Origin of the sequence: Solibacillus sp. FSL W7-1324 (assembly GCF_038008025.1) — a bacterium.
Taxonomy (GTDB): Bacteria; Bacillota; Bacilli; order Bacillales_A; family Planococcaceae; genus Solibacillus.
The window spans coordinates 2,254,197-2,277,707 of record NZ_JBBOYH010000001.1 but is presented as its reverse complement, the minus strand read 5'-3'; the positions used below and the strand labels follow the sequence as shown (position 1 = coordinate 2,277,707).

The window sequence follows — 23,511 nt, the reverse complement described above, 5'->3', positions numbered from 1 at the left end:
TTTTCCAGTTATCTGCTACGCTCAAAATAATAAACAGAATTGGGGTGTAGTAGATGATTGATGAATTTGTCGCACAGATTGATGATAAGTGGCACGGGGCCTATATTAAATTAATGGAGACGATTGATGAAAACTTGCCGCCTGGATTTGAAAAGTCAATTGACCGGAATATGATCGTATATAATGTCCCATTAACAACTTATCCGAAAGGGTATCATGTCACCCCGAATACACCATTACCGTTTTTAGCACTTGCTCCACAAAAGCGCCATATTGGGCTATATCATATGGGGATTTACAGTGATCCGAAACTTCTGAAGTGGTTTCAGGAAGCCTATGCCGAAGCGGTGCCGACAAAGCTGAATATGGGAAAAAGCTGTATTCGCTGGACCTCGACAAAACATATCCCTTATGACCTGATAGGGGAACTGAGCAAAAAAATGACGGTAGAGCAGTGGATCGCTACTTATGAAAGTGAAGTACAGAGATAAAATAATAGGTTATATCACATAAAAAAATACCGGTGGATAAGAATAAAACTCTTTTTAGAAACGGGTATTTTGTAAAATTGATTGGAATGGAGGGTGACTCCAGCGGGAATAGCGTGACGCCTGAGACTACAGGCTCAGGCCACGCCCGCGGAAAGCGTCCCGGAATGGAAATCAATTTTTAACGCTCAGCAAAAAAAGCTATTTTTTTCTAAGGGAAAAATAGCTTTTTCGGTTATAACCACTCCTTATGTCATAAATTAAATCTTCTTTTTCAAAGTTTCATTCAAGCGATAAAAATCATAAATATATTTGTTTAATGTCTCGGGTGCAAGTACATAATCTTCCTTATGCCACTGAATAAGAATGCCCATAATCGAGTTCGCTGTATAGCTTGCCAAATATTCAAGCTGTTGATCGGATATATGTTCGGTTTCTTCTAAATGCGACTCCAATATAAAGGAACGAATCGTCTCTAATAATTTGTGATAATAAAGCATCGGTGTTTTTTCATCAAAAACAATCCTGTAAAAGGCTTCATGCTTTTTGACATGGTGAAAAATTTGAATCATTTCAGGTGTTAGCATGGATAAATTATCTTTCGTCACATCGTATGGAAAATCGTACGAAAACTTTAAATCTTTCACGATGTCATTGAAATAACGCTCAAATACTCCGTGGACATTTTTATAATGCAAATAAAATGTGCCCCGGTTAATTTGTGCAATGCGGCAAATTTCTGCTATCGTAATATTCTCCAAAGATTTCTCGTTCAATAAGACAAGAAGCGCTCTTTGCAGGCTGTCATGTGTCTTCTTTACACGTAAGTCCATAAATTTTCTCCTTTAATGAACAGAATATTAAAAAGTGTTGGATATTGTACAGAATTCCAAATAGCTGTTGTTTGTACAATAATTTGCTCTCAATTATAATTTTTATTGAACAGATGTACAATAACTTCTATTACAAAAGGAGAGATTTAAAATGAAATTACAGGATAAAGTAACAATCGTAACAGGTGCCGCTTCTGGTATGGGAAAAGCTATTGCGGAAGCTTATGCAAAAGAAGGAGCAAAAGTAGTTGTTTCGGATTTAAATGAAGAGGGCGCAAAAGCTGTTGCAAATGAAATTACTGCAAACGGTGGTACAGCATTTGCAATGGCAACGAATGTTACAAAAGATGAAGACTTGCAAAAATTATTTGATGCCACTATTGAAAACTACGGTCAGCTAGATATTTTAGTAAACAATGCTGGCATTATGGATGGATTCGAGCCTGTTAATGAAATTACAGATGCACGCTGGGATATGATTTTCGCTGTTAATACTACTTCAGTTATGAAGTCCATGCGTATCGCAACAGATATGTTCTTAAAACAAGGTCATGGAGTTATTGTAAATAATATTTCAGCTGGCGGTTTAAACGGTGGTCGTGCAGGTGCCGCATATACCGCTTCGAAACATGCTGTTGTCGGTTTAACAAAAAATACCGCATTCATGTTCTCTCAATCTGGTATTCGCGTAAACGGAATCGCACCAGGAGCTGTAATGACAAATATTCAACAGTCGATGCAAAATATTAGCCAATACGGTGCCGGCCAACAGCAAAAAGGTTCGGGACTGATTCCACGTGTTGGAAACCCGGATGAAATCGCGAAACTGGCTGTATTTTTAGGTTCGGAAGACTCAAGTTTCATCAATGGTCAAATTATTACAGCGGATGCTGGTTGGACAGCTTATTAAGTATATTTAGAGGCTTTGTAACTTCGGTTGCAGAGCCTTTTTTGCATATTTTATTCTCCTCCATCTAGTCGTAAGTACACCTAAACGAAGCTGCTTATGAATAAAGTATAAAGAGGTGAGGAATAAATGAGCATGACGTACAAAAATATACTAGTTGCCGTTGATGAAACAAATGAGTCGCTGGTTGCTTTTAGAAGAGCTGTGCAAGTGGCACTGAATAATGTCGGAAGTAGGCTGTATATTGTTCATGTAATTGATACTCGTTCCTTTGCATTTTCAGAAAGCTATAACTTTGAGATGGCGGAAAAGTTTACGAATAATAAAAAGGATCTTTTAGATTCTTTAGAGAAAAAAGCGCAGCAGTCCGGGTTAACAAATATCAAAAAAATTATTGAATATGGGACACCCAAACACGTTATCGCACGAGATATCCCTCAGCAAGAAGAAGTGGATTTAATAATTTGCGGTGTAAAAAGAAAAGGAGAGTTAGCCCGTTTTTTCCTAGGATCCGTATCAGAAGGGATTTTAAGAAATGCCCGCTGTGACGTCCTTGTTGTAAGAAATACTTAATAAAATGTCGAAGCTCCACAGAAATTTTCGTGAAGCTTCTTTTTTATGAAACTTTATAAAAGCACAGCCGTCTAAAAGATGAATAATTAAAATCTGGACTCTTTTTTCATAGAGTTTTCAGTGTTATACTAAAAGCTATGACTATACATTCATGTACTCGCTACATAAAGTAAGGAAGGGGAAGTGTTCTTTGCGCAAAATTACGCAAAATCGTCAGCAAAATCCGAAGGCAAAGCAACGGGCAAGTTTAACTTTTCGGATGAATGTCCTTTTCTTTTCAATATTTGTTTTGTTCTCATTACTAATTTTTCGTCTAGGATATATACAAATTGTAAAAGGCGAAGATTATGTGCGCGAATTGGAGCGTACAGAAGAAGTACGGGTGAATACAAGTGTACCCCGTGGCCGTATTTTTGACCGCTATGGTCGTATTTTAGTGGATAATCAGCCTGAAAATGCGATTACTTATACAAAAATGCAAACGACAAAATCTGCTGAAATGCTTGAAATTGCAGAAAAACTTGCACATCTCATCGAGCAGCCGACAGAAAAAGTAACGCAACGGGATAAACTGGATTTCTGGATTTTACGAAATCCGGAAAAAGCAAAAGAAAAAGTTACACAAAAGGAAATGACGAAATTCCAACTTGAAAATGAAGAGTTAGAAACGAAAGAAATCAATAAAGAGTATGATCGACGAATCCGTGATCGTATTACAGATGAAGAACTGGAACAGCTTTCCGATTTTGATTTGGAAGTTCTGGCAATTTACCGCGAAATGATGACAGGCTATAGTTTATCGCCGCAAATTATTAAAGGTGAAAATGTTTCACCAGAAGAGTTTGCCCGAGTTTCAGAACAATTGGCAGACCTGCCTGGCGTAAATACGACAACCGATTGGAAGCGGGTGCGCTTGTCTCCATTGGCGATTTTAGGTCGTACAACGGTACCAAGCAAAGGTGTACCAAAGTCAAAACTGGACTATTATTTAGCACGTGATTATTCTCGTAATGACCGTGTTGGAGAAAGTTATTTTGAAGCACAGTACGAGGAAATTTTGCAGGGTGAAAAATCGGTCGTTAAAAATATTACGAATAAAAAAGGTCAAGTCGTTGAAACGATGACGACTTTTGCAGGGGAGCCCGGCAAAGATTTAGTAACAACAATCGATGTGGAACTACAGCAAAAAGCCGATGAAATTTTGGAAAAGTATTTATTAGAACTGAAAGCGAAAAGTGGTTCCCAATTACTGGACCGTGGCTTTTTAGTTGCGATGAATCCCAAAACCGGCGAACTTTTATCGGTAGTCGGTAAAAAAATAGAAAAAGATAAAGACACGGGCAAACCTTATATTGTTGACTATTCATACGGTACGTTTACATCAGCCTATGAAGCAGGTTCTACTGTAAAAGCAGCAACCGTCCTAATGGGATACAATGAAGGCGTTATTAAGCCCGGAACGGTCATGCTCGATTCACCGATGCGAATCGGGAATATTACATTAAATACATTATTCAATAAGACAGGTAGTGTCATGCTGAATGATTTGACGGCATTAGAACGTTCATCCAACGTCTATATGTTCAAAATTGCGATGGGTATCGGTGGTCGTACGTATTCACCTGGTATGCGATTTAGTTTAAAGTCAGGTACATTGCAGACAATGCGAAATGAATATGCACAGTTCGGACTAGGTGTACCAACTGGTGTCGACCTTCCTGGCGAATCTACCGGATATCAGGCTGACCCGGATACCGATGTAAAACTATTAAACTTGGCAATCGGACAGTTTGATACGTATACAACGATGCAATTGGCACAATATATTTCAACAATTGCTAACGGCGGATACCGCATCCAACCGAGAATGCTAAAGGAAATTCGCAACCCTTCTAAAGATGGAGAATATTTAGGGCAAGTTGTGGAAGAAGTAACACCTAAAATTTTAAACAAAATCGAAAACAGCCAACAGGAAATTGATCATGTTAAAGAAGGTCTGCGCCGCGTATACTTTGGTGCAAATGGTTCTGCAAAACGTCAATTTGAAACAGCAGATTATACCGGAGCTGGTAAAACAGGTACAGCCGAGGTAGTTTACTATGGACCGCAGCGTGATAAGTGGAAAACAAACACAATCAACATTGTCCATGTAGGTTTTGCTCCATATGATGACCCGGAGATTGCCTATGCAGTCATTTATCCTTGGGCTACGACAATCTTTAACAATAACTATTTACCACAGGCGAACTTGACGGCCCGTGAATTAGTAGATTCGTATTTTGAGCTGAAAAACAAATATGCGGAAGAAGGCTTATCTACAAGTAAAGTAGAAAAACCAATCATTAAGCATTCTGATGAAAAACTGGATGAGGACGAAGAAGTCGAAACAGTAAATGAATAAAATAATGATCCCGTAGTTTCTGGCTACGGGATTTTTTTTAAGGGGAACATTTAATGCGAAAGAAAATCTTACATATTGTCGTCATAATCGGTGCTTTAAGTAATGCGGCAATTTTAGCTTTTATGGACATGCCGGTATGGCTCATCATTTTAATGTCGGTTATATATATCATAATGTTTGAAGGACTCCTGCTCATACTGGAACCACGCTTAGTCCGTGCTGAACGCGAACGGAATGTTAAAGCGTTTCCTTTTTTACGGGAACTGGTCGATGCCAAAAAAGCGACGGTTACTTTACGGGATGGTACGGTGTTATATAATGCGACGTTTGAAGGCTATGCCCACCCGAAAGATGCAAAAACGATTTTACTTTATGTACATAAAGTAAAGACAAAAAAGGAAAAGCCGACATTTACAGAACATTCTATTAAACTTATTAACATAAAAAGTGTAAAAAAGATTCAATAAGAAGAAAATGAGACAATTTGCAGGGGTTTCCTGTAAATTGTCTTTTTTATTTACAAAGCTTTACATTCAATTAACGGCTGAATTATATATGCTTAATAAATTGTCACTATAGTTGGAATTGTAAGAAAAAACATCTATTAAACAAGCGGAGGAATTACAAATGAAAAAGTGGCAGTACTTAACATCAACAGCTTTACTAGGTTCGGCAATTGTTTTAGGAGCATGCGGCGGAGAAGAAAATAATGATGAAACAGCTACATCTGCACAAACAACAGAACAAGCCGAAGCTGGCAGCGCACAGTTAACAGGTAATGTAGTAGGCGATGGTTCGTCAACAGTTGCTCCAATTACAGAAGCATTAGTTGAAGAATACGCGGGGGTACAAAAAGATGTACGCGTCGCAGTTGGTGTATCTGGTACAGGCGGCGGTTTCGAAAAATTCATCAATGGTGAAACAGATTTCTCAAACGCTTCTCGTCCAATCAAAGATAATGAAGTGGAAGAGCTGAAAAATGCAGGAGTAGAATATACAGAATTTGAACTTGCTTATGATGGTTTATCGGTAGTAGTACACCCTGAAAATACTTGGGCAAAAGATCTGACAGTGGATCAGTTAAAACAGATTTGGATTGAAGACGGGACCACAAAAAAATGGTCTGATATCGATCCATCATGGCCGGAAGAAGAAATCGTGTTCTATTCACCAGGTTCTGACTCAGGAACGTATGACTATTTCGATGAAATCATTTTAGATGGTGAAGACATCGTCAAATCGGCAACATTATCTGAAGATGACAACGTGTTAGTACAAGGGGTAACAGCTGACAAAAATGCAATCGGCTATTTCGGCTACGCGTATTACCTGGAAAACAAAGATAAATTACAAGTTGTAACTGTGGATGGAGTGGAACCAACTAACGAAACAATTGAATCAGGGGAATATTCTCCATTGTCCCGTCCACTATTCGTTTATGTAAATAATAGTGCAGTTAAAGATAATGAAGCAACATATGACTTCATGAAATTTACACTTGAAAACGCAGGGGAGATGGCAGAAGTCGTAGGATATGTTAGCTTGCCGGATGAAAAGTATGAAGAAGCTTTAAAAGAGTTGGAAGCACTGAAATAATTTCGATGTTTAATAGTGTGGGGTGGCTCTCATGCCCCCCGCACATTTTTTAATGTGAAAAATTTTGATCGTTTTATCTAGATGACACTGGAAGGAGTTTTCGCACATGGCTCTTAAACAACAGGAGCAGGTAAATGTCCAACAACTAATCGAGCGTTCGCGCAATCGCAAAGGAAAGAAGGTAATCGAAAAAATCGTGCCGTTCGGGTTATTTCTAGCAGCGGCGATTTCGGTACTTACGACGTTTGGGATCGTATTTACACTGATATTCGAGACATTTGAATTTTTTACGCGCGTGTCGATTACAGATTATTTATTTGGTACAGAATGGCTGCCATTCTCTAGTAAGGAGCCGTTGTATGGAATATTACCATTAGTATTCGGGACATTTAAAATAACGCTGATTGCGATTATTGTAGCCGTGCCATTCGGTTTAGGTGCGGCCATTTATCTCAGTGAATATGCGTCAGAACGTGTACGAAAAATCATTAAGCCGATTTTAGAAGTGCTTGCAGGTGTACCGACGATTATATACGGATTCTTTGCCTTGTCATTCATTACTCCGATATTACAGACGGTTATTCCCGATTTAAAAATTTTCAACGCGATCAGCCCAGGAATCGTTGTGGGTGTCATGATAATCCCCATGATCACGTCGATGTCAGAAGATGCAATGAGCTCGGTTCCGAGGTCGATTCGTGAAGGAGCGTTAGGGTTGGGTGCAACAAAATTCGAAGTGGCCGTTAAAGTTGTTCTGCCAGCTGCTTTATCAGGAATTGTCGCTTCTGTCGTATTAGGTATTTCCCGGGCAATAGGTGAGACGATGATAGTTTCCTTGGCAGGAGGCTCTACACCAAAATTCGACTTCGGATTTACCGATTCGATTCAAACGATGACTGCCTATATTGTGCAAGTGACGACAGGTGATGCCGGTTACGGTACAACAATCTACTATTCTATTTATGCTGTCGGATTCACATTGTTTATTTTCACGTTAGCGATGAACTTACTCGCAACCTATATTTCAAAACGCTTCCGAGAGGAGTATTAATATGCGCTATATTCAAGAAGAATTAGTAATGAAGCGAATGAATAAACGCCTCATTTCAAATAAATTGTGGAAATTCATTTTTATTGTTGCTACAAGTTTTGCGCTTGTTTCATTAGGCATGCTACTTTATCGAATTTTGACGCAGGGACTTGGTTTTTTAGATATCAATTTCATTACAAACTTTGCGTCGCGTATTCCTGAAAATGCAGGGATTAAAGCCGCATTGGTAGGATCTTTATGGCTGATGAGCGTAGTTGCACCTGTCTCGATTATTTTAGGGGTAAGTACAGCACTATATTTGGAAGAATACGCAAAACAAAATAAATTGAACGACTTTATCCGTATCAATATTTCTAACCTGGCAGGAGTACCTTCGATTGTTTTCGGTTTGCTGGGATTAACAATTTTCGTCCGGTTGTTCGGCTTCGATAAAAGTATTTTAGCTGCTGGTTTGACGATGAGTTTACTTATATTGCCGGTTATTATCGTAGCGGCACAAGAAGCGATCCGCGCGGTACCTAATGAACAGCGTGAGGCTTCATACGGGATGGGCGCGACGAAATGGCAAACGATTGTCCGTGTCGTGCTGCCGGCTGCGATTCCAGGAATATTGACAGGCAGTATTTTGGCGTTATCCCGAGCAATTGGTGAAACAGCGCCATTAGTCGTAATTGGTATTCCGGTAATATTGCAATTTTTACCAACAGGTTATCTCGATACATTTACCGCATTGCCGATGCAGATTTTCGACTGGGCAAAACGTCCACAAGAAGCATTCCAGCATGTGGCATCTGCAGGAATCATTGTACTGATGGTTTTCCTACTGACGATGAATTCCATTGCAATCTTTATCCGAAATAAATTCCAAAAACGATATTAGGAGGTAAATGGAATGGTACAACTATTAACGAAACATGAAGTGCGTCAATCTGCAAGGGGCATCGAAACAAATCAAGCGAATATCATGCAGTCTCATAACTTTAATTTATGGTATGGGGATCACCATGCTTTAAAAGATATCAATCTGGAAATGAAAGAGAACGAGGTAACCGCAATTATCGGTCCTTCTGGCTGCGGGAAATCGACCTATATAAAAGCATTGAATCGCATGGTGGAGCTTGTGCCGATCGTACGTACATCAGGACAGATCAATTACCGCGGCCGCAATATATTTTCGAACGGCTATGAAGTGGAGGAGCTTCGCACGAAAGTAGGTATGGTGTTCCAAAAACCGAACCCGTTTCCAAAGTCGATTTATGACAATATCGCATACGGACCACGTATTCACGGAATAAAAAATAAGAAAATCCTCGATGAAATTGTGGAAAAGTCACTGCGTGGTGCAGCAATATGGGATGAAGTGAAAGACCGTTTAAACCAAAATGCCTATAGTCTATCAGGTGGTCAACAGCAACGTATTTGTATCGCTCGCTGCCTGGCTATCGAACCGGATGTCATTTTAATGGATGAGCCGACATCAGCGCTTGATCCGATTTCTACATTAAAGGTTGAAGAGCTTGTACAGCAGATGAAAGCACAGTATTCAATCGTCATCGTGACACATAATATGCAGCAGGCGGCGCGAATTTCCGACAAAACAGCTTTCTTCCTGAATGGGGAAGTAGTAGAGTTTGATAAGACGGATATTATTTTCTCGACTCCATCAGATCAGCGCACCGAAGACTATATTTCCGGTCGTTTTGGATAATGGGAAAAGGAGAATGATACCGATGATTCGTGAACGTTTTGAACATGATTTAATGGCCGTACAACAAGATTTAATGGAACTTTGTGATTTGAGTATTCATTCTTTACAGGAGTCTTTCAAAGCTTTTTTGAAAAAGGATATCGATTTAGCATTACAAGTAATTGATACCGATCCGAAGATTAATCGGCTTGAAGAAATCATCAATGACCGCGTAATTTTACTGATTGCTAAACAGCAGCCTGTTGCGACTGATTTGCGTCGATTGATCGTTGTCATCAAAGCGGCCTCGGATATGGAGCGAATCGGGGATCATGCGGTCAATATTGCAAAGGAATCGATTCGTATTGGAAAAGTGCCATTTGTTACGAGTGTGGAGCCGATTGAGGAAATGTTTCATAAAACAATCTTAATGCTGCGCCAAATTGTCGACGCCTTTATAGAGGAAAATACGACAAAGGCAAAAGAAATTGCAAACCTGGATGATGAGGTCGACGAATTAACAGGTAATACGCTCAGTAACTTAATGAAGCTCTCTGTTTCCAACGAGCATGTTGCACAAGTGACGAGTTTATCTTACGTTTGCCGCTGTATCGAACGCGCGGCAGACCACGCAACAAATATTGCCGAGCATTTGTTCTACCTCGTAAAAGGAAAGCATTATGAACTGAATAATTAAATGATTAAAGTATAGGGGGAAACTTCCTATACTTTTTTGAAATTTTATTTAAACAATTTATTAATGAATAATTTATGAAATGAAGGGGTACATGGTACAATATAGGTAATTCAAATAAGTTGCGTACTTATTTAGATGTAAAGGGGTAGACAGCATGTTAAAAACTATTGTATTTGACCAATTAAAGCAAGCGATGAAAAACAAGGATGTATTAGCTAAAGGAGTGTTAACTTTAGTGAAGTCCGCTTTGGATGCTGCAGAAAAAGAAAAGGGCGCGGAATTGACGCCACAGGAAGAAACTGCTGTCATTAATCGTGAAATTAAGCAGACAAACCAGTCATTGGAAGGTGCTAAGCAAGCGGACCGTTCAGACTTAATTGAAAAGGAAGAAGCAAAACTAGTTATTTTGAAAAGCTTTTTACCAAAACAGTTAACAGAGGAAGAAATTTCAGCCGAGCTTCAGGCAGCTGGTATTACTTCAGGAATGAATATGGGAGACGCAATGAAAATTGCGAAACCATTATTAGATGGAAAAGCAGATGGCGCAACCATTTCAAAAGTTGTTAAAACGCTCATTTCCTAAATTTTAAGACTTAGAAAAGGAGGTGTGCCGCATTTATTTGGCGGTCACGTCCTTTTCGCTATATTTCTAAAACGAATCTATTGGCAATTCAAAAGGAATTAGAATAGGGAGGATTAAAATGACCTTACATGAACAGATTAATCTGTATGTACCATACAACGAACAGGAAGCGAAGGATCGGGACATCATTTTACGTGCAATGGCTACGTTATCAGATGTCCTGACACGTAATAATGAAGTTTTGCATTTTACTGCTTCTGCTTTTGTGTTCAACCCGGATCGTACACGTGTATTAATGGCGCATCATAATATTTATAATTCATGGGGCTGGATGGGTGGTCATGCAGACGGAGACCCTGATTTATTTAATGTAGCAAAAAAAGAGCTGATGGAAGAATCGGGTATTACGGAAGCAAAAGCAATTCAAGAAGATATTATATCACTGGATATCCTGCCGGTAATCGGTCATATGAAAAACGGGAAATATGTGGCTGCACATTTACATTTTAATGTGACGTATATATTTGAAGTCGAAGATGAAGCTACATTCCAAGCGAAGCTCGACGAAAATAGTGAAGTCGGATGGATCGGAATGGACGAAGTTGCCGTAAAATGTACGGAAGCGCATATGATTCCGATCTATGAGAAAATTATTGAGAAGGTCAAAAAAATTGGTTGTTAAAATGTTATTAAACAACACAGCTTTTCAAAACTTCATGCCAGCGGATGAAGTTTTTTCTTACGTAGATTTTCTGGATTCAACTGGCTGATGTACAGAAAAACACAAACGATTGCTGAAAATGAAATAATTTCACAAAACTAAACAGCCGTGTGCTAAAATAACGATGTATAAACAAAAGGGAGGCTATTTTCAAATGGCAAAAAAAGTAAAAGAATATAAAGTTAACCCAGACCGAGTGGAAGAAGCATTATTAATTCAAAATCGTATGCTTATCGAATTATTCGTTCAAGTTTTACATGAACAATTAGTAATCGAACGTCCTGTCTTACACGAACGTTTAGAAAACTTAATCGAGCTTTCAGATAACGATCGTGATTTGAAAGATACTTTACACGCTTTAACTCAAAAATTATAATTACATACATTTATGTGTGGTGCGGTATCCTAGAGATACCGCTTTTTTTATGCAAAAAAACGCAAATAGAAAGTCAGTTATTCACACGCAGTTTAAATTACTACTTTTTAATTTTGATTTTCGCTATACTATCGGTATTGATTTGAAAACAGATGGAGGGGTTTCACATGACAAATGAATATAAGACTGTTTTAACCGATGAAATTCTTCATTTTTTATATCGTAATGCATCTTTTCAAGCTTTGGATGAAAACCAGCAGCAACAGTTTCTTAAGAAATTTGGTCAGCAACCATTATTCATAGAGGTCATCGAAATTGCAATCGCACTTGAAGAAATGATTGCAGAAGTGGAAGCAACGATGCCAAAAATACAGGATAAAGATTATTTATTCCCGATTGAGCAACAAAAGCAATTGTTGAAAGAACGTACGGTTAGCGATGGCAATGTATTGTATGTCCCGTTTGAAGAGATGAAAAATCTTTATTCACCAATGGTTGTCATCATACAGCAATCTGGCGCCATGCAGGAGTATGAAGCCTTTACAAAAGGGACGATATTGCCGCTATTTAACTTATGTGCTGTCCAGAAGAGGGATTTAATCATCCTGCCATTTAGCAACATACCGTCTCCACCGCTTCTTTTTAAAAATGGAATAATGGATATTGAAATGTTTGATCAATTTTTGCAGCAGTACGAAATAGGAGACGCTCAGATTATGCCGGCGATTGACAAGGCAATTGAAATGTTTACGAAGGACAAAATTGATAATCAGCGGGATCTCATGATTATTACAGACAATCGATTTACCGATTTTTCTAAATTGAATCAACAAGTGATGGCAGGGAAAATGCAGGAGCTTGATATCGATCTGTCCGTTATTGCAATGAGCGAAAATGATTTTGAAAAACAGCCGATTGCGTTTGCCGACAAAGTATTTTTTGCAAACGATTAATAAAGTTTTCTAACGAATCCGTGACGGGTTCGTTTTTTTGTTGGCCGGATATTTAGTTATGGACAAGGAATTTTAAAAGGCTATGCGGAATATTTAAAGTAAGGATACATAATTAGAGAGAAATGGAGTGTTTCGATTAATGTATACAGCCTATTGCAGAACTGTCCAAAGTTCAATGCGTGTCGGTATGAAGCTTATGAACTGGAGAAAACCGGAATTACTCCAAGGTGAAAACAGCCTGGAAAAATTGCCGGATCTTGTGAAAAGTTTAGATTTAAATATGCTCTTAGTGATAACCGATGAAGGAATTCACAAGTTGGGGCTTATGGATACGTTATTAGAGGGCTTACAGCAGCAAAATATTGCATTTGTTGTCTATGATAAAACGGTTCCAAACCCGACTTTCACCAATATTGAAGAAGCGCTGGAATTGTATGATGCACATCAATGTGATGGCATTATAGCATTTGGCGGAGGATCACCGATGGATTGTGCAAAAGCGGTTGCAGCAAGAATCGCACGCCCTGAAAAATCATTGGCTGATTTAAAGGGTTTATTTAAAGTACGAAAAGAAATGCCGCCGTTTTTTGCAATCCCGACAACTGCCGGTACTGGGAGCGAAGGGACGATTGCCGCCGTCGTATCTAATAGTGAAACACATGAGAAATTCGCCATTATGGATCCGGTACTTGTACCGCACTATGCTGTACTGGACCCGGTACTGACAATTAATTTGCCACCACATATTACATCTACAACGGGAATGGATGCATTGACACATGCCGTTGAAGCATATATCGGTAAAAGCAATACGGAGGAGACGAGAAAATATGCCCGAGAGGCTGTTATTCTTATTTTTAAGTATTTAGTACGCGCCTATGAAGATGGAACAGATATGAAAGCGAGGACAGAAATGCAACGCGCGTCGTATTTGGCAGGGCTGGCGTTCACACGGGCATATGTAGGCTATGTTCATGCCATTGCTCATACACTCGGCGGATTTTATCAAGTTCCGCACGGTTTTGCCAATGCGGTAATTCTTCCGCATGTACTACGGTTTTATGGTGAGAGCGCGGCCAAACCGTTAGCAGAACTGGCGACAATTGTAGGAATCGGAAAAATAACAGATAGTGATGAAAAAAAGGCGGAATTGTTCATCGAAGCAATTGAAGAACTGAATAACAAAATGGAGATTCCACGCAAAATAACAGGAATCGTCAACCGTGATGTGCCGTTAATGGTGGAGCGCGCACTACAAGAAGCGAACCCGCTGTATCCGGTACCCCGCATTGTAAATAAAGATGAAATGTTTTATTTATATCAAATTATTCAGGAATAGTGGATAAGGATTTTAATCAAGTAAACCCCGATTTTCTATAGAAAATCGGGGTTTATGATTGGGTATATGTTATTAATCAAGCTGATCGTCGAAGTAGTTTAATAAGCCTTGATAGATGCCGAGTGTTGCTTGTTCCCGGTAATAATCTGTAGTAATGGCCCGTTCTTCAGAAGCGTTGCTTAAATAGCCAAGCTCCAGCAATATAGCATTTTGACGGTTTTCACGCAATACTAAATAGTTGCCGAAGCGTGGTCCGCGGTCTTTCAAGTTTACTTTCGATGCCAGGCCGTCATGTACATATTCGGCAAGCTTTTTCTGATAACCGTTTGTATAATAGGTCGTAAATCCGCTCACCGAGCTATCTTCGTTTGCATCATAGTGAATACTGATAAACGCATCCGCACCAGCCTGATGGGATACGGCAACACGTTTTCGTAAGTCGACAAAAACATCGGATTCACGTGTCATGACAACATTTGCACCGGCTGCCTGTAATTTGGAGCGGAGCAGTTCAGCTGTAAGAATATTAATATCTTTTTCGTCTGTTCCACGGACACCCGTAGTCCCGCGGTCGTTACCGCCATGACCGGCATCCAGTACGATTGTTAAGCCTTTTAATGTCCCTTTTTTACGTTCGGCTGCCTCGCTTGTATTGTTTTTTTTGGCTGTTGTTCCTTGTGAATTGTTTTCACTTACAACCCAGTTTGCGACGTATGCCGTTTGGCGATCGTTTACTGCAACTTTAAACCAGTCGCCTTCACTTTCCACTATCGGATATGTATGACCAGCATCTGCAATGACAACAACATTTGAAGAGGTCGAAGGGGATTCCCTTAAATTTGTTCCGTTATAAATAATCGTCACAAAGTTTTTCGTATCTTCTTTTTCAGATGAAGGATTTTGTTTCAATTGTTTTGTAAACGTTCCGTAAAAACTGTAGATCCAACCTTTTTTGCCTTTTTCATATTCAATTTCGACCCAATTATGATCTCGGCTGACTACTTTAAATTGTTGGCCTTCAGTGGCAAGCCCTAATTTTTTGGCTGTTAAATCCGGTTTTTTTCGGATATTGACAGCATTGACGTTAACAGTAAATGTATTTGGATCAATTTGTTGTAATGGTTCATTGGACTGATCCTGCTGTCCGTTATCGGAAGGGGCAGCCGGCACTTCTGTCTTCGCTTCTTTCACTGTGACGTATTCCGCAAATACCCAGCCTGTCATCTCGCCGAACTGAATTTGAATCCAGTCCTGTTCCTGTTTTAAAAATTTGCTTTCCGTCCCGGAAGAGATTTTCGTCAAAACAGAAGCTGATAGTGATGGTGCTACACGCACATTTAAAGCGTTTACCTGTGAAATGACTGTTTTTTCAATTGATGAATCTGATTGTCCATTGGCTGTTTTCACAAGCCATGCCGCAACCCATCCTTCCTGCTGACCGACTTGAACATGGTGCCAATCCCCTTGTTTTTCAATTGACATAATTTCGGTACCTTCTTTTAACGTATCGAGGATCGGATAGGAAAGACCTGGACCTTCACGCAAATATAATATTTCCGCGTTTACATACAACGGTTCACCATTGGCCAGTGCAGGGCGAGCGGAAAAATAATACGGAACAATTGCCGTGAATAATAATAAAAACGATAAACCTATTATTATTTTATTTTTTTTCATAGTTTCCTCCTTTTAATTTAGTTAAATGACCTTTCACTATATACTCCTATATTATAAAAGTATTTATGACAAAAAATATAGCGTTTTTTTGAAAATGGTTGACAACTTGTCACGACATCATTAAGATTAATGTTAATTTAACAAAAGTAACATTGCCAATGACCAAACAAGTAGCGGTTGCCAATGCTGAAAAGAGAGGGAAAGACTTAGGCTGTAATCTTTCCTGCAGTATGTAACATGTGAACAACAGTTGAGAGGCGTTTCCTCGAAAAAAATTTTTTTCTAGTAGGGGAAAACGGAGTCGGCCGTTATCCGAATTCGAGAGGATGTAGTCATACATCAATTAGGGTGGAACCGCGGAAGATTATACAAGCTTTCGTCCCTTGCAGTATTTGCAAGGGGCGGGGGCTTTTTTTATTTTCTTCTTAAATAGCACGCGAAAAGTTTGGTCAACTAAGAGAGGAGTGCTTTTTATGAATTTTAAAGTACCTAAAGGAACACAGGATATTTTACCGGGTCAATCCGAGAAATGGCAGTATGTAGAACGTGTCATTCGTGATTTATGTGATAAATATCGCTATAACGAAATTCGCACACCAATGTTTGAGTCAACAGAGCTATTCCAACGTGGTGTAGGCGATACAACAGATATCGTACAAAAAGAAATGTACACATTTACGGACAAAGGAAATCGTTCATTAACATTACGTCCAGAGGGAACAGCTTCAGCGGTTCGTGCATATGTGGAGCATAAAATGTTCGGTCAGGCAGATCAGCCAGTCAAACTTTATTACACAGGTCCAATGTTCCGTTATGAACGCCAACAGGCAGGCCGCTACCGACAATTCGTTCAGTTTGGTGTAGAAGCTATCGGTTCAGCCGATCCGGCGATTGACGCGGAAGTAATGGCACTAGCAATGGATGTGTATACAACACTTGGCTTGACGGACTTAAAATTAGTCATTAACTCATTAGGTGATAAAGAGACACGTGATGCTCACCGCAGCGCGCTAATCGAGCATTTCACACCGGTCATTGGTGAGCTTTGCAGCGATTGTCAAAGCCGTCTGGAGAAAAATCCATTACGTATTTTGGATTGTAAAGTGGATGCGAAACACCCGGCAATGGCAACTGCACCGGCTCTAACAAATTATTTAACGGATTCTTCAGCGGAATACTTCACGAAAGTAAAACAATATTTAGATGTACTCGGCATCTCTTACGAAGTCGACCCTAACTTAGTACGAGGACTTGATTACTACAACCATACAGCATTTGAAATTATGATTACAGGTGACGGATTCGGCTCAATTACGACACTTTGCGGCGGCGGTCGCTATAATGGTTTAGTTGAAGATATTGGCGGACCGGAATCACCGGGTATCGGATTTGCCTTATCGATTGAACGATTATTATTAGCACTGGAAGCAAAAAATATTGAGCTTGCGACAGGTAATGATCTCGAAATGTATGTTGTGGCAATGGGTGAAGAGGCAAAACTAAAAGCAGTGGAGCTTGTAAGTTCATTCCGTGCAAAGGGTATTTCAGCAGATATGGATTATTTGGACCGTAAAATGAAGGGACAAATGAAAGCTGCCGACCGTGCTAACGCTAAATTTGTCATTGTACTAGGTGAGTCAGAATTAGAAGAGCAAGCAGTAAACGTCAAAACAATGGAGACAGGCGATCAGACAAAAGTGGAATTCGGTCAGCTTGTCCAATACGTTTTAGAAAACAAATAGTGGAGGAATAAACAATGGCGCAAAGAACACACGCATGCGGTTTAGTAACAGCTGCAGAAGCGGGACAAGAAGTTGTATTAAAAGGTTGGGTACAAAAACGTCGTGACTTAGGCGGATTAATTTTCGTAGATATGCGTGACCGCGAAGGGATCGTACAAGTAGTTTTCGGAGATCAGGCGAAAGATGCTTTAGAACTAGCAAATAAAATTCGCAGTGAGTTTGTCATTGAAGTAAAAGGTAAAGTAGTTTTACGTGATGCAGCTCAAATAAATAAAAATATGAAAACAGGCGAAATTGAAGTGGCAGCTTCGGAACTGACAATTATTAATGAAGCTAAAAACCCGCCATTCGCAATCGATAACAATGTCGAAGTATCGGAAGAATTACGTTTAAAATACCGTTATTTAGATTTACGTCGTCCTGTAATGTATGACACATTTAAAATGCGCTCTGATGTAACACGTACAATCCGTAATTTTTTACAAAACGAAGGCTTCCTGGAAGTTGAAACACCAATTTTAACGAAATCAACACCAGAAGGCGCACGTGACTACTTGGTTCCATCACGTGTACATGACGGCGAATTCTATGCATTGCCGCAATCTCCACAGTTATTTAAACAGCTTCTAATGGTAGGTGGCTTTGAGAAGTATTTCCAAATTGCTCGATGCTTCCGTGATGAAGATTTACGTGCAGACCGTCAGCCGGAATTCACACAAGTGGATATTGAAACTTCATTCTTATCAATGGATGAAATTATCGAAATGAATGAGCGCCTTCTGACTCAAGTTATGAAAGATGTCAAAGGTATTGATGTCGTAACTCCATTCCCACGCATGAGCTATAAAGAAGCAATGGATCGTTTCGGTTCAGATAAACCGGATGTACGTTTCGGACTGGAATTAAAACAGCTTTCAGATATCGTGAAAGAATCTGCTTTCGGAGTATTTGCAAACGCAGTAGCAAATGGCGGCGAAGTGAAAGCAATTAATGTAAAAGGCGCGGCAGCAAACTATTCTCGTAAAGATATTGATGCTTTAGGCGAATTTGCGGGCCGTTACGGAGCAAAAGGTTTAGCTTGGTTAAAAGTAACAGAAGAAGGCTTGAATGGCCCAATCGCGAAGTTCTTTGAAGGAGAAGCAGCGGACGGCATCATCCAAGCAACAGAAGCACAAGCTGGTGACTTATTATTATTCGTTGCAGACAAATCTTCTGTAGTTGCAGATGCACTTGGCGCATTACGCTTAAAATTAGGAAAAGAGCTAGGCTTAATCGATGAGTCGAAATTCGAATTCTTATGGATCGTTGATTGGCCATTATTCGAATATGATGAGGCGGAAGGTCGTTATTATGCGGCTCACCATCCATTCACTCGTCCATTCGATGAAGACTTGGAGTTAATGAATACAAACCCTAAAGAAGTTCGTGCTCAAGCCTACGATATCGTATTAAATGGTTACGAGCTTGGCGGCGGTTCTCTTCGTATTTATGAGCCGGATTTACAAGCGAAAATGTTTGAACTGCTAGGATTCAGTGAAGAAGAAGCACGTGCACAGTTCGGTTTCCTACTAGAAGCGTTTGACTATGGCGTTCCTCCACATGGCGGATTAGCAATGGGTCTTGACCGATTAGTAATGCTTCTTGCAGGCCGTACAAACTTACGCGATACAATTGCATTCCCGAAAACGGCAACGGCAAGCTGTTTATTAACAGATGCACCATCACCAGTTTCCGATGCACAGCTTGAAGAGTTAAGCTTACGTATTGCAGCAACAGCAAAAAAATAAATCATAAAGGTATTTCTTCTCTCGGGAAGAAGTACCTTTTTTTATATTAAGTAAAATGGAACCATATATTTCTAAAAAGTTAGTACAATAATAATAATTTATGAGAATGCGATGTTTTCGATTGAATAATCAGAATATTGGTGTTAATATATCATTAATACGAATCCTGAAGTGTTCGTCGCTATATTTGTTACTAAACACTTTTGACCGAACAATAAATCGTTGGGAGCTACTATTACCGTAGAAGCAAACATGCCCCATTTGGAGCGGGAAGTTTAACGCTGCGATTAGTGCACCCCCTTGCTATAGACGCGGGATCAAAACGATGTTGTAGCAAGACGGCATATTTGGGATTCGTCAATTTTCTAATTTTACTCTTCTACTTTCATGTAGAAGAGTATTTTTATTTTGCCTTCATAACTGGAATGGAAGCATTTATAAAGTAAAAAATATTGCAAATGCTATTTTCTGTCATTATATTGTTGCTTGCATCTCGTAATTGATGTCGATATAATGCCTAGTAGAATGATAAAGATTGAGGGGTAAAATTAGATGTTACATCAATTTTCACGAAACGAATTAGCTATTGGAACAGAAGGCTTAGAAAAGCTTAAAGAAACGACAGTCGCAATTTTAGGTGTAGGCGGGGTAGGCTCGTTTGCTGCAGAAGCATGTGCACGCAGCGGGATTGGCCGAATCATATTAGTAGATAAAGATAATGTGGATATTACGAATGTTAATCGTCAATTAGTTGCCTATTTATCAACGGTCGGAAAATCAAAATCTGCTGTTATGAAAGAACGGATTGCAGATATCAACCCTGAATGTGAAGTAATCGATATGCATATGTTCTACACAGAAGAAACATATGAACAGTTTTTCGCACAAGGAATCGATTATGTCATTGATGCATCCGATACTGTAATGTACAAAATCCACATTATGAAAGAATGTTTAAAACGCAATATCCCAATTATCTCAAGCATGGGTGCTGCAAACAAAATGGATCCTACACGTTTCCAAATTGCTGATATTTCAAAAACGCATACAGATCCACTGGCAAAAGTAATTCGTACAAAACTTCGCAAAGAAGGCATTAAAAAAGGTGTAACTGTTGTATTTTCAGATGAATCCCCGATTGTCGTGCGTCCTGACGTTGCACAATATGTCGGAAAACCTGAAGCAGAAATCCGCAAAGCACAATTACCGCCTTCATCAAATGCATTCGTACCATCTGTAGCTGGCTTAATAGCTGCAAGCTGGGTAATAAATACGATTTTAAAAGATGTCCAAATTAACCGCGTTCAAGGTTAAATGAAGATTTCTTTAAATAAAAAGATGTGTAAAGAGGAGGTTCGTCTCTTTTTTACACATCTTTTTTAATGGATAATTGCTATAGATTGAAAAGTAATCTACACTACCTGGCCATATGGAATTTTCTGAGTAGACTGTTTTAGAATTAGAATAACCATTCCATCAATCAAATAGCGCCTAATAAATTACATAATTTAATTAGTTATACAATAATTCCCTTAAAATAGCTTAATTATGAATATCCATTCATTTATCTGAATAAGTAGTTATTATTGTGATAAAATAATAAATATGTTTTGGAAGGGAGTTTAAAGATGGTCATTCAACAATTGGAGTACAGGGGCTTGAATTTACATGATGTCATCGGGTCGGTTGAAATTGCAATTGATGCCAATTTAAATACGATCCACATTTATGATATTGATCATATTGTTGAACCCGAATATGATTTTTTAACGAAAAACTTCAAGTTAAGTGAAGGTTTCTGGAAAATGGCGGGTGTTATAAAAGGAAAGCAATTATTTTTGAACAATGATGAAAAAAGTCTAGATAGATGGATCGAATCATTTAAATGGATTTTTTACAGTTCTGGCCAATCCATTAAAATTTATTATCAAGGTGTAATGGTCGTTTATAAAACCGGTTCTATTGAAAATGAGAAGTTATTATATGAAAAATACTTTTCTCGTCTGACAGATGAATCTTTGAATAGCAAATGACATAATATTCTATAAAGAGATTAATTATGGCAAAAATATGGCAGGATTTTAATGATTTTTTCGTTTTTGCAGAAAAATTCCTTTTTTTTGCTATAGTTAATAAAGTATTGATAATATGCATGGGGATGCAAGGAGGACGATAGAATGACAATTGAAATGAAAAATGATTTATTGAATTTGCCGAGTCTACAGTTGAAAATGGATAGAATCGTTTTTGAAAATATCGATACGAAACCAAATTGGTCGAAAGCTTTTGAGCAGCTTGATGAATTATTGCATAAAGTAGCGAATAATTTTAATGAATACATCGCGAAAAATAACGGGGAACTGCCATCAAGCAATACTTATTGGATCCTATATATGGATATTACTTCAAAACTTTTATACTTTACAGGTTTAGCGCATGCTAATTTAATAGCAGAAAATGATGCAGATGCACGTGACCATGTCATCAAGCTATATGAATTAAGTGCGAGCTGTATTCCAAACGCACATACTGAGAGTAATGAAGAATTGCTATCGGAAATTCAAAAAAGTATTCATCAGTTAAATGGTGAAGAAGTTAAACTATCAGTTGCCGACAATGTGGAACAATGCATTAAAGCATTTAAGCAATTTGCTGAGTCATACGAAAAGTAATAGATAAAAGAGTCATTTTCACGAATGTGAAAATGACTCTTTTTGTGTAAAACCGCTTATTTCTTAAAAGATTTCAGTTTTTCATAGATGGCGGCCATTCTTTTTTCTTCCCCTGCAATGACGGGCTTGTAAAATTCCGTACCTGCAAGTTCATCCGGTAAATATTGCTGAGGGACCCAGCCGCCGAATGTTCCAATAGGGGAGTCATGCGGGTATTGATATCCGACATGGCCTAAAGTTGCCGCACCGGCATAGTGAGCATCTTTTAGGTGGTTCGGAATATCACCGGTTTTCCCTTCATGAATTGCTGCGATCGCCGCATCCAAAGCTTTATAGGCTGAATTTGATTTGTCCGATAAACACATTTCCACGACTGCTGTTGCGAGCGGGATGCGCGCTTCCGGCAACCCAAGTTTTACGGCTGCTTCTGTTGCTGCCTGTACATGTGCCCCGACACTTGGATTGGCAAGACCTATATCTTCATATGCCATGACGAGCAGTCTTCGACATACCGCAACCAGGTCACCATTTTCGAGTAAATGTGCCAAGTAATACAGCGCAGCATTCGGATCGCTGCCGCGTACCGACTTTTGGAGCGCCGACAATAGGTTGTAGAAATGGGAGCCGCCCTTATCCCCAAAAACCCCGATTCTTTTTGCAAGGGCATCGATCGCATTATCATTAATGATCGTGATCCCGTCTTTTTCATCTGAAGCATAATAAACCGATTCCAATAGAGTTAATGCTTTTCGGGCATCGCCATTTGAGGCATTCGCAATTTTTTCTATTTGCTGTTCCGTAATATCGATTTCCAAATGGCCAAGGCCGCGTTCTTTATCTGACATTGCCTGGTTAAGCAACTGGACGATATCATCGCCTGTTAAGCGTTCTAGCTGTAAGATTTCCCCGCAGCGTGAACGGATGGCAGGGTTTACATCATGGAATGGATTTTCCGTTGTTGCCCCGATCAAGACGATTGAACCGTTTTCGACATGCGGCAGTAAAGTATCTTGCTGCAGTTTGTTGAAACGGTGTATTTCGTCCAAGAACAAGAGGACTTTACCGCTCATTCGGGCATCCATCACGATTTGCTCGATATCCTTTTTTCCGGCATGTGTAGCGTTTAATGCAAAGAAAGGAAGTTTTGAACTACCGGCAATCGCATTTGCAATCGAAGTTTTTCCTACCCCGGGAGGCCCGTACAGCAGCATCGAAGGTACATGTCCTTTTTCAATCATTTTAAATAAGGGTGTTGCCGGTCCAATAATATGCTGCTGACCAACAACTTCACGAATAGTGCGAGGTCTCATTTTATAGGCGAGCGGTTCATTTTGCATAATTTTTCGCTCCTTTTCTTTTCAGTTGAATAAAATGGTTTTGTTAATAATCATAAAGTATTTCCGAGTGGTTTAAAAGGAGTTGTGTTAT

The 23,511-nt window shown here is 39.2% G+C and carries 23 protein-coding genes, 1 other RNA gene and 1 other annotated feature; of the genes, 21 read left to right on the top strand and 3 right to left on the bottom strand.

Annotated elements, in window-relative coordinates:
* Window positions 1-53: 53 nt before the first annotated feature.
* Window positions 54-491: a DUF1801 domain-containing protein gene (locus MKY71_RS11285; protein WP_339171958.1), complete on the top strand. Its 438-nt coding sequence runs from the start codon at window positions 54-56 to the stop codon at window positions 489-491.
* Window positions 492-748: 257 nt separating this feature from the next.
* Here the strand turns inward: MKY71_RS11285 and MKY71_RS11280 are convergent, their stop codons facing one another.
* Complete coding sequence (locus MKY71_RS11280) at window positions 749-1,321, bottom strand: TetR/AcrR family transcriptional regulator (RefSeq protein ID WP_340732641.1); 573 nt, start codon at window positions 1,319-1,321, stop codon at window positions 749-751.
* Between the two features lie 151 nt (window positions 1,322-1,472).
* On the opposite strand from MKY71_RS11280, the gene MKY71_RS11275 reads away from it, so the two are divergent.
* The 14 genes from MKY71_RS11275 (at window position 1,473) to MKY71_RS11210 (ending at window position 14,205) form a co-directional block, all read left to right on the top strand.
* Window positions 1,473-2,231: an SDR family oxidoreductase gene (locus MKY71_RS11275; RefSeq protein ID WP_340732640.1), complete on the top strand. Its 759-nt coding sequence runs from the start codon at window positions 1,473-1,475 to the stop codon at window positions 2,229-2,231.
* Window positions 2,232-2,363: 132 nt separating this feature from the next.
* Window positions 2,364-2,801, top strand: coding sequence for a universal stress protein (locus MKY71_RS11270; protein WP_340732639.1), 438 nt, complete (start codon window positions 2,364-2,366; stop codon window positions 2,799-2,801).
* Between the two features lie 190 nt (window positions 2,802-2,991).
* Window positions 2,992-5,202: a peptidoglycan D,D-transpeptidase FtsI family protein gene (locus tag MKY71_RS11265; RefSeq protein ID WP_339171949.1), complete on the top strand. Its 2,211-nt coding sequence runs from the start codon at window positions 2,992-2,994 to the stop codon at window positions 5,200-5,202.
* Between the two features lie 53 nt (window positions 5,203-5,255).
* Window positions 5,256-5,669 (top strand): response regulator, encoded by a 414-nt coding sequence (locus MKY71_RS11260; RefSeq protein WP_339195009.1) that lies wholly within the window; start codon window positions 5,256-5,258, stop codon window positions 5,667-5,669.
* Window positions 5,670-5,829: 160 nt separating this feature from the next.
* A complete protein-coding gene (locus tag MKY71_RS11255) occupies window positions 5,830-6,798 on the top strand; it encodes a PstS family phosphate ABC transporter substrate-binding protein (RefSeq protein ID WP_339171945.1) in 969 nt (322 codons plus the stop codon).
* 106 nt (window positions 6,799-6,904) lie between these two features.
* Window positions 6,905-7,849: a phosphate ABC transporter permease subunit PstC gene (gene pstC, locus MKY71_RS11250; RefSeq protein ID WP_340732638.1), complete on the top strand. Its 945-nt coding sequence runs from the start codon at window positions 6,905-6,907 to the stop codon at window positions 7,847-7,849.
* Window position 7,850: 1 nt separating this feature from the next.
* Window positions 7,851-8,729, top strand: a complete 879-nt coding sequence (pstA, locus tag MKY71_RS11245; RefSeq protein ID WP_340732637.1) for a phosphate ABC transporter permease PstA — start codon at window positions 7,851-7,853, stop codon at window positions 8,727-8,729.
* Window positions 8,730-8,813: 84 nt separating this feature from the next.
* On the top strand, window positions 8,814-9,557 hold the full coding sequence (pstB, locus tag MKY71_RS11240) for a phosphate ABC transporter ATP-binding protein PstB (protein WP_340733641.1): 744 nt from the start codon (window positions 8,814-8,816) through the stop codon (window positions 9,555-9,557).
* A gap of 22 nt (window positions 9,558-9,579) precedes the next feature.
* Complete coding sequence (phoU, locus tag MKY71_RS11235) at window positions 9,580-10,233, top strand: phosphate signaling complex protein PhoU (RefSeq protein ID WP_340732636.1); 654 nt, start codon at window positions 9,580-9,582, stop codon at window positions 10,231-10,233.
* Window positions 10,234-10,387: 154 nt separating this feature from the next.
* Window positions 10,388-10,816, top strand: coding sequence for a GatB/YqeY domain-containing protein (locus tag MKY71_RS11230; RefSeq protein ID WP_339171935.1), 429 nt, complete (start codon window positions 10,388-10,390; stop codon window positions 10,814-10,816).
* 118 nt (window positions 10,817-10,934) lie between these two features.
* The gene (locus MKY71_RS11225; protein WP_339171933.1) at window positions 10,935-11,498 is read left to right on the top strand and encodes an NUDIX hydrolase; all 564 of its coding nucleotides are present in this window, start codon (window positions 10,935-10,937) and stop codon (window positions 11,496-11,498) included.
* Window positions 11,499-11,691: 193 nt separating this feature from the next.
* Complete coding sequence (locus MKY71_RS11220) at window positions 11,692-11,913, top strand: phosphate-starvation-inducible protein PsiE (RefSeq protein ID WP_340732635.1); 222 nt, start codon at window positions 11,692-11,694, stop codon at window positions 11,911-11,913.
* Between the two features lie 167 nt (window positions 11,914-12,080).
* A complete protein-coding gene (locus MKY71_RS11215) occupies window positions 12,081-12,866 on the top strand; it encodes a vWA domain-containing protein (RefSeq protein ID WP_340732634.1) in 786 nt (261 codons plus the stop codon).
* 139 nt (window positions 12,867-13,005) lie between these two features.
* Window positions 13,006-14,205 carry an iron-containing alcohol dehydrogenase gene (locus MKY71_RS11210; protein ID WP_340733640.1) on the top strand — a complete coding sequence of 400 codons (1,200 nt, stop codon included), beginning with the start codon at window positions 13,006-13,008 and terminating at the stop codon, window positions 14,203-14,205.
* A 72-nt stretch (window positions 14,206-14,277) separates the two neighbouring features.
* Here the strand turns inward: MKY71_RS11210 and MKY71_RS11205 are convergent, their stop codons facing one another.
* Complete coding sequence (locus MKY71_RS11205; protein ID WP_340732633.1) at window positions 14,278-15,882, bottom strand: N-acetylmuramoyl-L-alanine amidase; 1,605 nt, start codon at window positions 15,880-15,882, stop codon at window positions 14,278-14,280.
* A gap of 149 nt (window positions 15,883-16,031) precedes the next feature.
* Window positions 16,032-16,269 (top strand) — a binding site (T-box leader).
* Between the two features lie 86 nt (window positions 16,270-16,355).
* Here MKY71_RS11205 and hisS point away from each other — a divergent pair.
* From hisS to MKY71_RS11175, 6 genes are all read left to right on the top strand, one after another.
* Window positions 16,356-17,624 carry a histidine--tRNA ligase gene (gene hisS, locus MKY71_RS11200; RefSeq protein ID WP_340732632.1) on the top strand — a complete coding sequence of 423 codons (1,269 nt, stop codon included), beginning with the start codon at window positions 16,356-16,358 and terminating at the stop codon, window positions 17,622-17,624.
* Between the two features lie 14 nt (window positions 17,625-17,638).
* Window positions 17,639-19,411 (top strand): aspartate--tRNA ligase, encoded by a 1,773-nt coding sequence (gene aspS / locus MKY71_RS11195; protein WP_339171923.1) that lies wholly within the window; start codon window positions 17,639-17,641, stop codon window positions 19,409-19,411.
* Window positions 19,412-19,571: 160 nt separating this feature from the next.
* Window positions 19,572-19,769: non-coding RNA, 6S RNA (gene ssrS / locus MKY71_RS11190), on the top strand.
* A gap of 194 nt (window positions 19,770-19,963) precedes the next feature.
* A complete protein-coding gene (locus tag MKY71_RS11185; RefSeq protein ID WP_079527771.1) occupies window positions 19,964-20,725 on the top strand; it encodes a tRNA threonylcarbamoyladenosine dehydratase in 762 nt (253 codons plus the stop codon).
* Window positions 20,726-21,039: 314 nt separating this feature from the next.
* Window positions 21,040-21,444: an aminopeptidase gene (locus tag MKY71_RS11180; RefSeq protein WP_340732631.1), complete on the top strand. Its 405-nt coding sequence runs from the start codon at window positions 21,040-21,042 to the stop codon at window positions 21,442-21,444.
* A 144-nt stretch (window positions 21,445-21,588) separates the two neighbouring features.
* Entirely contained in the window at window positions 21,589-22,083 is a 495-nt protein-coding gene (locus tag MKY71_RS11175; RefSeq protein WP_339171917.1) for a GTPase, read from the top strand.
* Between the two features lie 56 nt (window positions 22,084-22,139).
* On the opposite strand, the gene MKY71_RS11170 is transcribed toward MKY71_RS11175, so the two are convergent.
* A complete protein-coding gene (locus MKY71_RS11170) occupies window positions 22,140-23,420 on the bottom strand; it encodes a replication-associated recombination protein A (protein WP_339194975.1) in 1,281 nt (426 codons plus the stop codon).
* Window positions 23,421-23,511: the final 91 nt, after the last annotated feature.